Consider the following 12,784-nt stretch of genomic DNA (forward strand, 5'->3'; position numbering starts at 1 on the left):
CAGTTGCTCTCTGTTTGCGAGCGTGGCTAGACTAGGCCTCGGGAACGCCTTGTCCGCGACAAAGGGAATAAGAAATGAGCGGAAAGTAAGATGCCGGAAAGGCCGTTTTACCAGCCCGGCGCCAGCAGCGTGGAGGGCCTGCCGCTGCTGCTGCAGATGTTCCACACCCAGCCCCTGGTGATGCTCAAGCCACATTGGCACGCCCAGGTTGAGGTGAATTTCATCGTGCGCGGCGCCGTGCACTACCGCATGGACGGACACGGGCTTTCCCTCTCTGCGGGCGACATGTGCCTGTTCTGGGGCGGCCTGCCGCACCAGATGGACGAAGCCTCCGACGATGCCATCTATGCCGGCGCGCATCTGCCGCTGGTGCATTTCTTCCGGCTGCATTTGCCCGTCGATGTCCGCAACAGGCTGATGACGGGGGCGACGCTGGTGACCGACGCCACCGACCGGTCGGACGACCACAATTTCGAACGCTGGAACCGCTATGCCCGCTCCGGCGACCCGGTCAAGGCCGAGCATGCCGTCAACGAGCTTTTGCTGCGGCTGGAGCGGGTGCGCTTCGAGCCTTACCGGCTCGTGCCCGAAACCCCGGTCGAACAGGCGATAGGCAGTCCCTTCGATCAGCAATCGTTGCGCAATGTCGGGCGCATGTGCGACTTCATCGCCGAGAATTTCCTCTACGAGATCGATTGCGTCGATATCGCCGCGGCGGCCGATATCCATCCCAAATACGCCATGAGCATCTTCAAGAAATCGACCGGCATGACGCTCAACGAATATGTGAATTTGCTGCGCCTCAGCTACGCGCAGGCGCTGCTGATGCATCAGGATGCCAATGTGCTGCGCGTCGCCATGGAATCGGGCTTCGGTTCGCTCAGCGCCTTCAACAAGTCGTTCCGCAAGCTTGCCGGCATGTCGCCGTCGGATTTCCGCAGGGGCGTGGCGGGCGCCAGGTGACGGCTGGATTCAGCCGAAAGTAACAGGCTTCTCGGCAGGCGGTTCATTGGCAGCGGCCCGTTGGCGGTGATCAGGAACTGGTCCTCGAGATTGAAGCTGGCGAGACCGTCGATGTAGAGCGGGATCTCGAATGCCAGCACCATGCCGGCTTCGATCACGACATCGCTGTCGGCCGAAATGAACGGCCATTGCTCGGAAAACACGGAATGGCCGACGCTGTGGCCGAAATGGCCGCGGCGATAGGAACGCAGGCCCTGGCGCGCCAGGCTTTCGCTGGCGGCGCGATGCACGCCGGCGAACGGCTTTCCGGGCATAAGCGCGGCAAGCCCGTCGGCGAAGGCGCGTTCGGCTATCGCATGCAATTCGGCCTGTTCGGGCGACGGTGGCCCGAAGGTGAAATTCCGCGACATGTCCGAGGCATAGCCGTTCACGCTGCACACCATGTCGGTCTTGAGCGGATCGCCGGCGGCGGCGACCGCATCGGCGCCTTTGGGGCGAGCGCCCAGCGTGACGTATTCCGCCGTCGAGATTTGCTGCGATGACCCGGCGGCTGCATCGGCGACGCCTTGCCGGTAGAGCGCGATCAGCTCCGACTGACGCATGCCGGTCGCCGCATGCTGCTGCAGCCGCGACAGGCCGGCTTCCGACAGGACGATGCCTTGCTGCAGGAGGTCGATCTCGCTCTGCGATTTGACTGCCCGCAGCCTGTCGATAATCGGCGAGCCATTGACCAGGGCAGTGCCCGCCAACATCGCCTGCATCGCGGAAAAATCACTGGCCGGGACAAAATCCAGCTCGATGCCGAGCGTTGCACGCTCCAGCCGGAATTCTGCGAGGATCGTTTTCAGCTCGCGGACGGAGCGGGCAAGCTCGAAGGTCGCCGGACGTGAAAAACCGGGCGCGCGGCCAACCAGGCCCGCCTCGATGCGCTGTGCAACGGGCCGGTCGGCCGTCGCCGGCTCAAGCGACGCCGATTCGATCCAGATCGGATGCGTGCGCACCACGGCGTCCGGCGCCGCCACCCGGAGCTGGGCAGCCTGGAAATCCGCCACCACGATGCCGACCGGCAGGTCGCCTCGCCTCGGGATGACCACGAAACCGGCGCCGGCCCGCCGGAACAGGCCGGCCGGGCCGATCCAGGCACCGGTGGCATATTGGAAGGCCTCGGGCTCGCAAAGCACCAGCGCCTCGATGCCGGCGCGCTGCATCAGGTCAGTTGCGCGCTCGCGGTCGACAAAGCCGGTCATGGGTTCCCTCCAGTGCGATCGAATTCGATGCCGACGCGGCGGCATTTGGCCTCAGCGTAGCTTCAGTGCCGCGGTGGAGCAGCTGTTTTCTGGAAGCGCTGTTCACCTGGAGAGTTCGACGCCAGGACGGGAAACGAAAAAGCCGCGGCGAACCGCGGCTTTTCAACGCGACAAGTTGTCTATTTCGAATGCTTACTCGGTTTCCTCAGAGGTGTCGTCGGCTGTGTCTGCCGCGTCTTTCGCGGCCTTCCTATCCAGCGCTGCCTGCAAGCCCAGCGTAGCCCGCGGTGAGGCCGGTGTTGTCGCAACGACCGCCATTGCGTGAGCAACTCCGTGCGTCGACTTGTCCTTGGCCGCGGCCGAGGTGGCGGCTCCGTGTCCCTGCGAGCCGGCCCCGGCCGAGTTTCCGCCGTTACCGTTGCTGCCGCCATTGCCATTGCCATTGCCATTGCCGCCGGGAGCAGCGAGGACCGGAGACGCGACAAGGGTGAGAGCGGCTACAGTCGCGAATAGACAGGTGCGCGTTTTCATAGTTCCTCCTTCGAGTCGCCCTCCCGCCAGGATGGGTTCCAGATGAGAAACGTCAGGACTTCCAATGTGAAAGTCCGCCGTTTACCTAGCTTTGTTCAAATACAGGATTCCACAAGACGGACCTTGGTCCGAAATCGACACGCAAAAGTCCTGAATTCTATCGGTAGTGTACTTCGCGACCGCAGCGCCTGCCGGCCAGTGTGTGTTGTGCAGTCCAAATGCGAAAAAGCCGCGGCGAACCGCGGCTTTTCGATGCTTGATTTCCCTTGAGAGAAATTGGAGCGGGTGAAGCGATTCGAACGCTCGACCCCAACCTTGGCAAGGTTGTGCTCTACCCCTGAGCTACACCCGCTCGCGCGGCTTTCGGGCCGCAAGCCGCGCCTATATGGCTGAAGAGCGCGGCGATTGCAACAGGGAATTCGCAGGCTTTTTGCTCCGCCGGCAATGCGGACGAGCCGTCCCGCGAGACGTCGCACGGCAATCACCCCCGCATTGCGCGACGGGCTTGTCTTGGCCGCATTATTGGCCGTAAACGGCGTTAGCCGAACAAGCCGTTGAAAAGCGGGCCATCAGAAGAAAGACCGATGCCGAAGACCGAAGCCGAACTTTTCGCCTTTCTTGCCGGACTCGGGATCGAGGTATCGACGAGGCGGCATCCGCCGCTGTTCACGGTCGCCGATTCGCAGGCGCTGCGCGGCGGGATTGCCGGCGGCCACACCAAGAACCTGTTCCTCAAGGACAAGAAGGACAATTTCTTCCTGGTCAGCGTCGACGAGGAGGCGGTGGTCGATCTCAAGCAAATCCATCATCTGATCGGTGCTGCGGGGCGCGTGTCTTTCGGCCGGCCGGAGATGCTGATGGAGCTTCTCGGCGTCGTCCCGGGCGCGGTCACGGTGTTCGGGCTGATCAACGACACCGAGCGAAGGGTCAAGGTCGTTTTGGACGAGGAGCTGATGAGCCATGCGGTGGTCAATGCCCACCCGCTGACCAACGAAGCGACGACTTCCATCGCTGCGGCGGACCTGGTCAAATTCGTCGAGGCAACCGGACATGATGCTGTTATCTTGAAAGTCTCGGCATGATCGCCACATGGGTGACTGAAACCGGGTTCTAAAAAAGGATGTTGCGCCCGTCCCTTGGCCGGCGGCGCGACCGAAAGGCGACGAGATGAGCGATAGCAAGCCCTTTGGCGGCCCATTTGGCAGCAATGGCGGCCAGTATGCCACCACTGTGCAATATGGCGGCACCGATGCCGCGCGTGAGAAGGTCGCGCTTGCGGAGGCGCCGGCCGACGTCATCAAGGACACAACGACCGCTGGATTTGCCGCCGACGTAATCCAGGAATCGCGCCGCCAACCGGTGCTGGTCGATTTCTGGGCGCCATGGTGCGGCCCCTGCAAGCAATTGACGCCGCTGCTGGAGAAGGCGGTGAAAGCCGCCGGCGGCAAGGTCAAGCTGGTCAAGATGAATATCGACGACCATCCATCGATCGCCGGCCAGCTTGGCATCCAGTCGATACCGGCGGTCATTGCCTTCAAGGACGGCCAACCGGTCGACGGCTTCATGGGCGCCATTCCCGAGAGCCAGATCACGCAATTTATCCAGAAGGTCGGCGGCAAGAACGGTGGCGCGCCGCAAGTGGCCGAGGCGCTGGCCGCGGCCGCCGAAGCGCGCGACGCCGGGGATGTGCAGACCGCGGCCGACATTTACGATGCCATCCTGGAACAGGCGCCGGAGACGATCGAGGCGATCGCCGGCTTGGGCGATCTGCTGTTCGAGGCCGGCGATGCCGAAGGTGCCGAGGCGGTGCTGGCGCGGGCGCCGGAAGCGAAGAAGGATGCGCCCCAGCTCGCCGCGCTGCGGGCCAAGATGGCGCTCGCAGCGCAAGCCGCGGTACTCGGCAATCCGGCGGAACTGGAACGGCGACTGGCCGAAAATCCCAGGGATCACCAGGCACGGTTCGAGCTTGCCATGATCCAGAACGCCAAGGGTGATCGCATGGCGGCGGCCGACAATCTGCTGGCGATCATCAAGGCCGACCGCTCGTGGAACGACGACGGCGCCAGAACCCAGTTGCTGCAGCTCTTCGAGGCATGGGGCATGACCGACGAAGCAACGCTGTCGGCACGGCGCAAACTGTCGTCGCTGCTGTTTTCCTGAGCCGGCGCAGACTGTTTTGTCGCGCGGGCTTGCGGTGGGCGGCGGCTGCGCCAGATTAGGTTTTCGGACGGCGTTCGATTTCAGGTTTCCGGTGTTGCGCCTTGTGCCGGCCGGGAGGAGACGGATTTTGTGCGCTTCCTGACAAAGCGATCGGAGGATTGAGGTGCAGGCGGGAAACGCGCATTACCGGCTCGCTGCGGACTTGCCGTCGACCATGCCGATCTTTCCGCTTGAGGGCGCATTGCTGCTGCCTGGAGGCCGCATGCCGCTCAACATCTTCGAGCCGCGCTATCTGCAGATGGTCGACGAGGCGATAGCCGGGCCGCGGCTGATCGGCATGATCCAGCCCAGCCTCGACGGCGCGCTACGTCCCGACGGCGAGCCGGAGCTCTGCAATGTCGGCTGTGCCGGGCGCATCATTGCGCTGTCCGAGAGCGGCGACGGCCGTTACCTGATTTCGCTGCAGGGCGTGTGCCGGTTCCGCATTGTCCAGGAACTCACGGTCAAGACGCCGTTCCGCCAGTGCCGGTTGGCACCCTTTCTCACCGATCTCGACGACGACCAGGCAGAAGCCGAGATCGACCGGCCGGCGCTGCTCAAAGCGTTTCGCGCCTATCTGCAGGCCAACGATCTGGAGGCCGACTGGGAAAGCGTCAGCCGCGCCGAAAACGCCATGCTGGTCAACGCGCTGTCGATGATGGCGCCTTACGGACCGGCCGAGAAACAGGCGCTGCTCGAAGCGGCCGATCTGAAGACACGCGCCGAAACGCTGATCGCCATCACCGAAATGGCGCTGGCGCGCGAGAATGAGGATTTCGGTTCGAGTTTGCAGTAGGTTGGCCCTCCTTCTCCCACAAGGGGAGAAGGACGGCCGCGCTCGAAACCTTAACCGATTGCCTTGTGGAAGGATGGATCGAATGGCGGACGGACGAGACGGGAACAGGACTGTCGATCCCAAGCTGCTGGAACTGCTGGCCTGCCCGCTGACCAAGGGGCCGCTTGCCTGGGATCCGGAGCGCGGCGAGCTTATCTCGCGGGTGGCAAAGCTTGCCTATCCGGTGCGGGACGGCATTCCGATCATGCTGCCATCGGAGGCGCGCGTCATCGCCATAGATGATGCCATGCCACCGCCGCCGCGCCTGGGTGGCTCAGGATAAGGCCGATCTGTGGTGATCTTTCGCGCCTCCCTCTGTCCCGCCGGCATCAAAGTTCGGCACCGCAGCAGCGCTCTGACGAAGGATGAGGCCTATTGAAAATTGCGCCCCTTGGGCATGACCTTCTCTGCCTTTCCCAATAGTTCCGTTTGCGCGATGCTGCCCGGCCGAACCTCGTCTGCACTGCTCGAAGGCTCATCCGCAGGTCTTGCCTCTTCCAGCAGCACCGACAGCCACGGCGTCAGATCCTCGACCTTCTCGGCGACGATATGGATGACGTCCGATTCCGATTGCAGCTTGCCGGTGACGCGGATGAGACGCGCGCCCATGACGATGGGGCGGAAGCGGTCGAAAGTCCTTTCCCAGAAAATGATGTTGGCGACCGCATTCTCGTCTTCCAGCGTCAGGAAAATCGCCTTGCCATTGCCTGGCCGCTGCCGCACCAGCACGAGGCCGGCGACCGAAACGCGCCGGCCGTCCCGCACCTGGCCGAGGCGCGCATTGGGCGTGACGCCGGACCGATCCAGTCTTTGACGCAGGAAAGCGACCGGGTGCGCCTTCAGCGACAGGCCAAGCGAGCGGTAGTCGTGGACGACGTGCTCGCCGAGCGGCATTGTCGGGAGCCTGGTTTCGGGCTCCAGATCGCGCAAGCGGATCGCCGGCTGGTCGAACAGCGGCAGCTTTTCGGCGGCACTCTTGCCGTCGAGCGCGCGGACCGCCCATAGAGCGTCACGGCGGTTCAATCCAAGCGAGCGGAAAGCGTCGGCCTGCGCCAGTTTTTCGATCTCGTCGACGTTGAGGCCCGAGCGCAGCCAGACGTCGCGCACGGATGCGTAGCCGGCGCCGCGCCTTGATACAAACGCTTCCATGCGCTCCTTCGACAGGCCCTTGACCTGGCGAAAGCCAAGCCGGACGGCATGGCTGGTCCGGATGACGCCGCGCATCTGGGCATGGCGATCAAGGATACGATCCGGATCGAAAGGCGATTGCTCCAAGGCGCAATCCCAGCCGGAAAAATTGACGTCGACCTCGCGGATCTCGACGCCGTGGTCATGCGCGTCGCGGACAAGCTGGGCCGGCTGGTAAAATCCCATCGGCTGGGAATTCAGGATCGCGGCGCAGAACACGTCGGGATAGAAGGTCTTGAACCAGCAGGAGGCATAGACCAGCAGGGCGAAGGAGGCGGCGTGGCTTTCGGGAAAGCCATACTCGCCAAAACCCTCGATCTGCTTGAAGCAGCGTTCGGCGAAGTCTTTTTCGTAGCCCTTGGCGACCATGCCGTCGACCATTCTCTTGCGATAATTGCCGATGGTGCCAGTGCGCTTGAATGTCGCCATGGCGCGGCGCAGTTCATCGGCCTCGCCCGGCCTGAAGCCGCCGGCGACGATGGCGATCTTCATCGCCTGCTCCTGGAACAGCGGCACGCCCAGCGTCCTGCCGAGTATTTTTTCCAGTTCCGGCTTGGGATATTCGGGTTTTTCCTTGCCTTGCCGGCGGCGCAGATAGGGGTGGACCATGTCGCCCTGGATCGGGCCGGGCCGCACGATCGCCACCTCGATGACGAGGTCGTAGAAGTTTTTCGGCCGCAGCCGCGGCAGCATCGACATCTGCGCGCGGGATTCGATCTGGAAGACGCCGATCGTGTCGGCGCGGCAGATCATGTCGTAGACATGTTTGTCCTCGGCCGGGAGAGTGGCCAACACATAGGGCTGGCCGTACTCATCCCGCGCGTTCGGATAGTGATCCTGGAGCAGGGTGAAGGCGCGCTGCAGGCAGGTCAGCATGCCGAGCGCCAGCACGTCCACTTTAAGGATTTTCACCGCGTCTAGATCATCCTTGTCCCACTCGACCATCTTGCGCTCGTCCATCGCCGTCTTGACGATGGGCACGATCTCGTCGAGTCGGTCCCTGGTGATGACGAAACCGCCGACATGTTGCGACAAATGACGGGGAAAGCCCATGATCTCGTTGGCGCATTCGATCACATGCCTTGTCGATGGATCGGTCTGATCGAGGCCGCCGGCCTTTGTCTCCTTTTCGCCGAGCTCCGAGGTTGACCAGCCCCAGATCGAGCTGGACAGTGCGCTCCGGACGTCGTCCGACAGGCCCATCGCCTTGGCCACTTCGCGCATCGCCGAGCGGCCTCGGTAGCTGACGACGGCGGCGGCCAGCGCAGTGCGCTTGGTGCTGTATTTGGAATAGATGTACTGGATGACCTCCTCGCGCTTTTCATGCTCGAAATCGACGTCGATGTCGGGCGGCTCGTTTCTTTCCTCGGAAATGAAGCGCTCGAAAAGCGTGTCGATCTTGTCCGGGCCAACTTCGGTGATGCCGATGCAGAAGCAGACGATCGAGTTGGCGGCGGAGCCGCGCCCCTGGCAGAGAATGTTCTGGCTGCGGGCGAATTTGACGATGTCGTGGACGGTCAGGAAATAGCGCGCGTAGTTCAGGCGCTCGATCAGAGCGAGCTCCTCCTCGATGCGCTGCGTCACAAAAGCAGGTACGCCCGAGGGGTAGCGGATGGCGGCCCCCTCCTTGGCCAGCCTTTCCAGTTCGGCCTGCGGCCCGAGGCCCGATTCCGTCGGCTCATCGGGATAGTTGTATTGCAGGTCACTGAGCGAGAAGGTCAGCTCGCCGGCAAAACGCAGCGTTTCCGCCAGCGCTTGCGGATGCCTGCGGAAAAGCCGTGCCATCTCCAGCGGCAGCTTTAAGTGGCGCTCGGCATTGGCCGCCAGTTCCAGCCCCACCTCGGCGACGGGCACATTGAGGCGGATCGCCGTCAGCACGTCCTGCAGCGGGCGCCGTTCCGACGTATGGTAGAGAACATCGTTGGTCGCCATCAGCGGGATGCCGGCCAGCTCCGCCATCGCCGCGGCCTGCTCGATACGGAAGCGGTCATTGCCGCAATAATCCGGCGAAACCGCAAGCCTCAGGTTTTCGCCGAAGCGATCCCTGAGCCGGCTAATCAAAGCGAGGCTATCGCTCGCCCCCGCCGACAGATCCGGCAGGATGGCCAGCGACAGGAGATCGCCCCATTCGAGAAGATCGCTCTGTTTGAGAAGCGTTGCCCCCTTTTCGTTCTCGTCACGCAAATTGGCCTGCGTCAGCATGCGGCAGAGATGCCCCCAGCCCTTGCGGTCCCGCGGGTAGGCGAGAATGTCCGGCGTGCCGTCGCAAAAAACCAGGCGGCAGCCGGGATGATAGGAAACACCCTCCACCTTGGCCTGCTGCCAGGCGCGCACGACGCCCGCCACCGTGTTGCGGTCGGCGAGCCCGATCGCCGAAAATCCCATGAATTTTGCCGCGACCACCAGCTCCTCCGGTTTCGAGGCGCCGCGCAGGAACGAGAAGTTCGACTGGATGCCGAATTCGGCATAGGGGATGGCCGTCAGCGCATTCATGCGAAGATCCCATGCATGAACCAGCGCGGCGAGGGCTGCGAGGCGCCGTAAAGGCCCTGGCGATAGAGCCAGTAACGGCGGCCGTCGGCATCCTCGATGCGGAAATAATCCCGGGTCGGGGCATCTTCTCGTCCCGCCGCCTCTCGCCACCATTCCGGCGCGATGCGCTCCGGCCCTTCGGCGCGCGCGACCCGGTAGAGCGCGCGCCGCCAGCGGAAGTTCAAAGGCGGGCCTTCCGGCATTTCGGTGGCCGGCACCTCGATCGGCTCGGGCGAACGGAAAAGCCGGATCGGCCGTTCCGGCTGGAAGACGGTCGTGGGAGCGTCCTTCGCCTTGTCGGGCTGCTTCGGCGGCGAGCTTCTCTGCGGCGCCTCCGTGAAGGGAAGGGTGGCGACGGCGCGCTCCGGCAAATGGCTCTCGACGGCGACCGGCTTCAAGACCGCGCCTTCGCCGAGCCGGGCGCGAATGCGGTCGGCAAAAAGCGCGATATCGGCACCGTCGTCGCTCGTCTCGCCGGCAAGGTCTGCCTGCTGCATGTCGAAGGCGGCGGCGGTCAGCACCGAAAGGCGCACGAGATCGAAGCCATAGCCGGCGTCGATATCCTGTTCGAGCGCGGCAAGCCTTTCGTGGAACAATTTCTGGATCAGCCGCGGCTCGCGCAGAGGCCGCGAGGTGCCGACGGCGATGCGGCTGACGCCGCCATCGACGCGGAAAAGCAGCAGCGCCAGCCGCCTTGCGCCCTCGCCGCGACGCTCGAGGTCGCTCTTCAAGGTGGTCGCCAGCATGCCTGTCAGCCGCTCGATGTCCTCGGTCAGCATGATCGGTTCGGCAAGGTGACGCTCGACCGAAAGCGGCGCCACCGGCAGGCGCGGCGACACGGCCTCCTCGAGGCGGCCAAGCGCCTGGTCGAGGCGCAAGAGCAGCGATGCGCCGAAGCGGCGGGCCAGCGGCGCGCGCGGTGCCGCCATGACGGCGCCCGCCGTGCGCAGGCCGACGCTTTCGAGGCTGGCGCGGACCTCCGGGCCGATGCGCAGCGCCGCCAGCGGCAAGGGCGCGAGAAGTGCTTCCTCCTCGCCATCGGGAACGATGCGGTCGCCGGCAAACCGCGCCGCCGCCCAGGCAGCACCAGGCGTGGCGGCAAGCCCGGCGCGGACATCGAAGCCCTGATGAAAAAAACGCGACAGGATATCGTCCAGCATCGAGCGTTCGCCGCCGAAAAGATGAGTGCAGCCGGTGACGTCGAGATAGAGGCCGTCGGTCCCGTCGAGCGCCACAAGCGGGGTATAGCGGTCGCACCAGTCGGCGAGGCCTTCGAGCAGGCGCCGGTCGGCCTCCGGATCGGCCTCCACGATGTCGATCGACGGATGCATGGCGCGTGCGTCGGCTATGCCCATGCCGCGCTTCAGATTAAGCGCCTCGCCCCGCTCGTCGAGGGCGGCGATGCGCTGGGTGTTCCCTTGGCGATGGCTGATCACCAGCGGCAGGTGATCCGACGGCCGGGAACGCCAGGACCGCCCCAGACGCTGCCGCAGGATCCTCTCGGCGGCGAGATGCGGAAACCACAGGGATAGGATTCTTTGGCCGTTCTGGGGCCCATTCCTGAGACCTTCCTTGCTCGCCCCGTCTTTCTTCGAATATGCGTTCATCGGGGTTCCACTCCAGTGTGAATTTTCCGGGCAAGGCCGTGCGGCTCTTGCCGATGGCGACGGTGAAGGCGGGCCGGCCGATCGAGCCGGCGAGCGGCCCGGCAAGCGTTTTACGCGTTGCCGCCGGTGCCGCCGACAGGATGAGGCGGACGGGCGCTGCCGTCGGCTCGGGCTCGCCGGCCTGGCGCAGCAGGAACAGCGGCCGGCCCGCACTCTGCGCCCGGGCGTGCAGCCGCCGCGTCGCGGTGAGGTCAAGCCGCTGCGGGCTGCCGCGGATTTCGAGGATGACAGCGGCCAGCGCCGTCATCCTGGCAGCCTCCTCGGCGACCCACAGCGCATCGAGCAGCCTTGGCGCCTCGGAAAACAGCAATTGCTCCGGCTCGATGCCGAAAAAGGCGTGAAGCCCCCGGGCATAGGGAAAGCCGGCCTCGCGGAAAACCTCGGATGTGCCGATCCACAGCACCGGCAGTCGCGGCCCCTGGCTGAGGATCAGGCTGACGAGCGACAAGGCAAAACCGGCGACGGCCCCGGCATCGCGGGTCGCGGCGCCATGAAACTCGCTCAGCGCCGCCTTCGGCAGGCCGCCGCTCAGCGCAGCATCGAGGCGCTCGGCGCCGGTGCGCAAAAATGCATCGGGCGGCGCCACGGCAAGACCGCGCCGGACAATGGTCAGATTCCGAGCGGGTGTCGGATGCCGAGAGGGTGTCAGACTCTGACGAGGGACATCCGCGTCAAACGACGAACCGGCCGGCGCCTCCAGGCGCTCGGGCAAGGTCCCTTCGATCTTCGCGATCTGGCGGCGCAGGGCAAAAACAGTGTCCCGCGCCACGGCGCTTGTCGCCATGACGGTCAGCTTCCACTCACAATTGTTCCTGTTATGTTCCCTATAGATTCCAGAGGCCGCCCGAAGAGTCAAGCGGAGTCATGGGGAATTTATTCCTGCCTTGATGGCATGACACGGGCACTCCAGCCCGACCATTTGCCGAGTCTGGCCCGAAAGCCTATATGCCGGGATCAAAGGACAAAGCATGGCTCGCATCTACCAAACACGCATCTGGCACGACCAGCTTTCGCCAACGATGGAGGAAATCGAGCTCCTGGCGCTGGAGGCCTATGCCCATCTGCCGGAGGAGTTTCGCAAGCTGACCGGCGAGATCGTCATTCAGATCGCCGAATTCCCGACCGACGAGATCATGGACGACCTTTCTCTGGAAACGCCCTTCGACCTGCTCGGCCTGTTCGAGGGGCGCGGCATCGCCGAGCGCTGGAATCCGCAGACCGGCGAAGGCCCGAACCGCATCACGCTCTACCGCCGCGCCATCCTCGACTACTGGGCCGAGAACGAGGAAACGCTGGGCGACATCGTCACCCATGTGCTGATCCACGAGATCGGCCACCATTTCGGCCTGTCGGACGATGATATGGAGAAGATCGAAGAGGCAGCGGAGTGACGTCGTTTGACTGGAGACCGCAGCGTTCCTTCGCGCTCCCCTCTGTCCTGCCGGACATCTCCCCCACGAGGGGGGAGATTGGCAGCTTTAACGCTTCGCTCGGTCCTGCAACCTTGGAGATTGGCGAAAGCCTGGGATGACGGCCGATCTCCCCCCGTGTGGGGAGATGTCCGGCAGGACAGAGGGGGGCGCTGTCCCGCCAGCGTCCAGAAGTGTCCCGCATTCGCGGGC

At 64.2% G+C, this 12,784-nt stretch carries 10 protein-coding genes, 1 tRNA gene and 1 pseudogene; 6 read left to right on the forward strand and 6 right to left on the reverse strand.

The window, feature by feature from the left end:
* Positions 1-90 precede the first annotated feature (90 nt).
* The gene (locus RQ479_RS22185; RefSeq protein ID WP_352466536.1) at positions 91-963 is read left to right on the forward strand and encodes a helix-turn-helix domain-containing protein; all 873 of its coding nucleotides are present in this window, start codon (positions 91-93) and stop codon (positions 961-963) included.
* Between the two features lie 122 nt (positions 964-1,085).
* Here the strand turns inward: RQ479_RS22185 and RQ479_RS22190 are convergent.
* The 3 genes and pseudogenes from RQ479_RS22190 to RQ479_RS22200 all read right to left on the reverse strand — a co-directional run.
* Positions 1,086-2,255: pseudogene (locus RQ479_RS22190) on the reverse strand (M24 family metallopeptidase); the annotation flags it as partial.
* Between the two features lie 147 nt (positions 2,256-2,402).
* Positions 2,403-2,741, reverse strand: coding sequence for a hypothetical protein (locus tag RQ479_RS22195; protein WP_376702640.1), 339 nt, complete (start codon positions 2,739-2,741; stop codon positions 2,403-2,405).
* A 277-nt stretch (positions 2,742-3,018) separates the two neighbouring features.
* Positions 3,019-3,093: transfer RNA gene (locus RQ479_RS22200), tRNA-Gly, on the reverse strand.
* A gap of 232 nt (positions 3,094-3,325) precedes the next feature.
* On the opposite strand from RQ479_RS22200, the gene RQ479_RS22205 reads away from it, so the two are divergent.
* The 4 genes from RQ479_RS22205 to RQ479_RS22220 all read left to right on the forward strand — a co-directional run bounded on the left by RQ479_RS22205 (position 3,326) and on the right by RQ479_RS22220 (position 6,058).
* Positions 3,326-3,823, forward strand: a complete 498-nt coding sequence (locus tag RQ479_RS22205; RefSeq protein ID WP_376702641.1) for a prolyl-tRNA synthetase associated domain-containing protein — start codon at positions 3,326-3,328, stop codon at positions 3,821-3,823.
* An 85-nt stretch (positions 3,824-3,908) separates the two neighbouring features.
* On the forward strand, positions 3,909-4,901 hold the full coding sequence (trxA, locus tag RQ479_RS22210) for a thioredoxin (protein WP_376702642.1): 993 nt from the start codon (positions 3,909-3,911) through the stop codon (positions 4,899-4,901).
* 163 nt (positions 4,902-5,064) lie between these two features.
* A complete protein-coding gene (locus tag RQ479_RS22215; RefSeq protein ID WP_376702643.1) occupies positions 5,065-5,736 on the forward strand; it encodes an LON peptidase substrate-binding domain-containing protein in 672 nt (223 codons plus the stop codon).
* An 82-nt stretch (positions 5,737-5,818) separates the two neighbouring features.
* The gene (locus RQ479_RS22220; RefSeq protein ID WP_292665009.1) at positions 5,819-6,058 is read left to right on the forward strand and encodes a Trm112 family protein; all 240 of its coding nucleotides are present in this window, start codon (positions 5,819-5,821) and stop codon (positions 6,056-6,058) included.
* Between the two features lie 89 nt (positions 6,059-6,147).
* On the opposite strand, the gene RQ479_RS22225 is transcribed toward RQ479_RS22220, so the two are convergent.
* Genes RQ479_RS22225 through RQ479_RS22235 form a run of 3 tightly spaced genes read right to left on the reverse strand, consistent with a single transcriptional unit; the run spans position 6,148 to position 11,946 of the window.
* Positions 6,148-9,456, reverse strand: a complete 3,309-nt coding sequence (locus RQ479_RS22225; protein ID WP_376702644.1) for an error-prone DNA polymerase — start codon at positions 9,454-9,456, stop codon at positions 6,148-6,150.
* Positions 9,453-10,931 carry a DUF6504 family protein gene (locus RQ479_RS22230; RefSeq protein ID WP_376702645.1) on the reverse strand — a complete coding sequence of 493 codons (1,479 nt, stop codon included), beginning with the start codon at positions 10,929-10,931 and terminating at the stop codon, positions 9,453-9,455. Before RQ479_RS22230 ends, RQ479_RS22225 begins: the two co-directional genes overlap by 4 nt.
* Positions 10,864-11,946 (reverse strand): ImuA family protein, encoded by a 1,083-nt coding sequence (locus tag RQ479_RS22235; protein ID WP_376702646.1) that lies wholly within the window; start codon positions 11,944-11,946, stop codon positions 10,864-10,866. The genes RQ479_RS22230 and RQ479_RS22235 overlap by 68 nt, the downstream gene beginning before the upstream one ends.
* A gap of 184 nt (positions 11,947-12,130) precedes the next feature.
* On the opposite strand from RQ479_RS22235, the gene RQ479_RS22240 reads away from it, so the two are divergent.
* Positions 12,131-12,553: a metallopeptidase family protein gene (locus RQ479_RS22240; RefSeq protein ID WP_023721935.1), complete on the forward strand. Its 423-nt coding sequence runs from the start codon at positions 12,131-12,133 to the stop codon at positions 12,551-12,553.
* Positions 12,554-12,784 lie beyond the last annotated feature (231 nt).

The organism is Mesorhizobium sp. ISC25, assembly GCF_042295465.1.
In the GTDB taxonomy this organism is placed as follows: Bacteria; Pseudomonadota; Alphaproteobacteria; order Rhizobiales; family Rhizobiaceae; genus Mesorhizobium.

Bases quoted from the DNA above. Each gene is read 5' to 3' on its own strand.
- RQ479_RS22185 (WP_352466536.1), top strand. From the start codon at position 91: ATGCCGGAAAGGCCGTTTTACCAGCCCGGCGCCAGCAGCGTGGAGGGC.
- RQ479_RS22195 (WP_376702640.1), bottom strand. From the start codon at position 2,741: ATGAAAACGCGCACCTGTCTATTCGCGACTGTAGCCGCTCTCACCCTT.
- RQ479_RS22205 (WP_376702641.1), top strand. From the start codon at position 3,326: ATGCCGAAGACCGAAGCCGAACTTTTCGCCTTTCTTGCCGGACTCGGG.
- trxA (WP_376702642.1), top strand. From the start codon at position 3,909: ATGAGCGATAGCAAGCCCTTTGGCGGCCCATTTGGCAGCAATGGCGGC.
- RQ479_RS22220 (WP_292665009.1), top strand. From the start codon at position 5,819: ATGGCGGACGGACGAGACGGGAACAGGACTGTCGATCCCAAGCTGCTG.
- RQ479_RS22225 (WP_376702644.1), bottom strand. From the start codon at position 9,456: ATGAATGCGCTGACGGCCATCCCCTATGCCGAATTCGGCATCCAGTCG.
- RQ479_RS22235 (WP_376702646.1), bottom strand. From the start codon at position 11,946: ATGGCGACAAGCGCCGTGGCGCGGGACACTGTTTTTGCCCTGCGCCGC.
- RQ479_RS22240 (WP_023721935.1), top strand. From the start codon at position 12,131: ATGGCTCGCATCTACCAAACACGCATCTGGCACGACCAGCTTTCGCCA.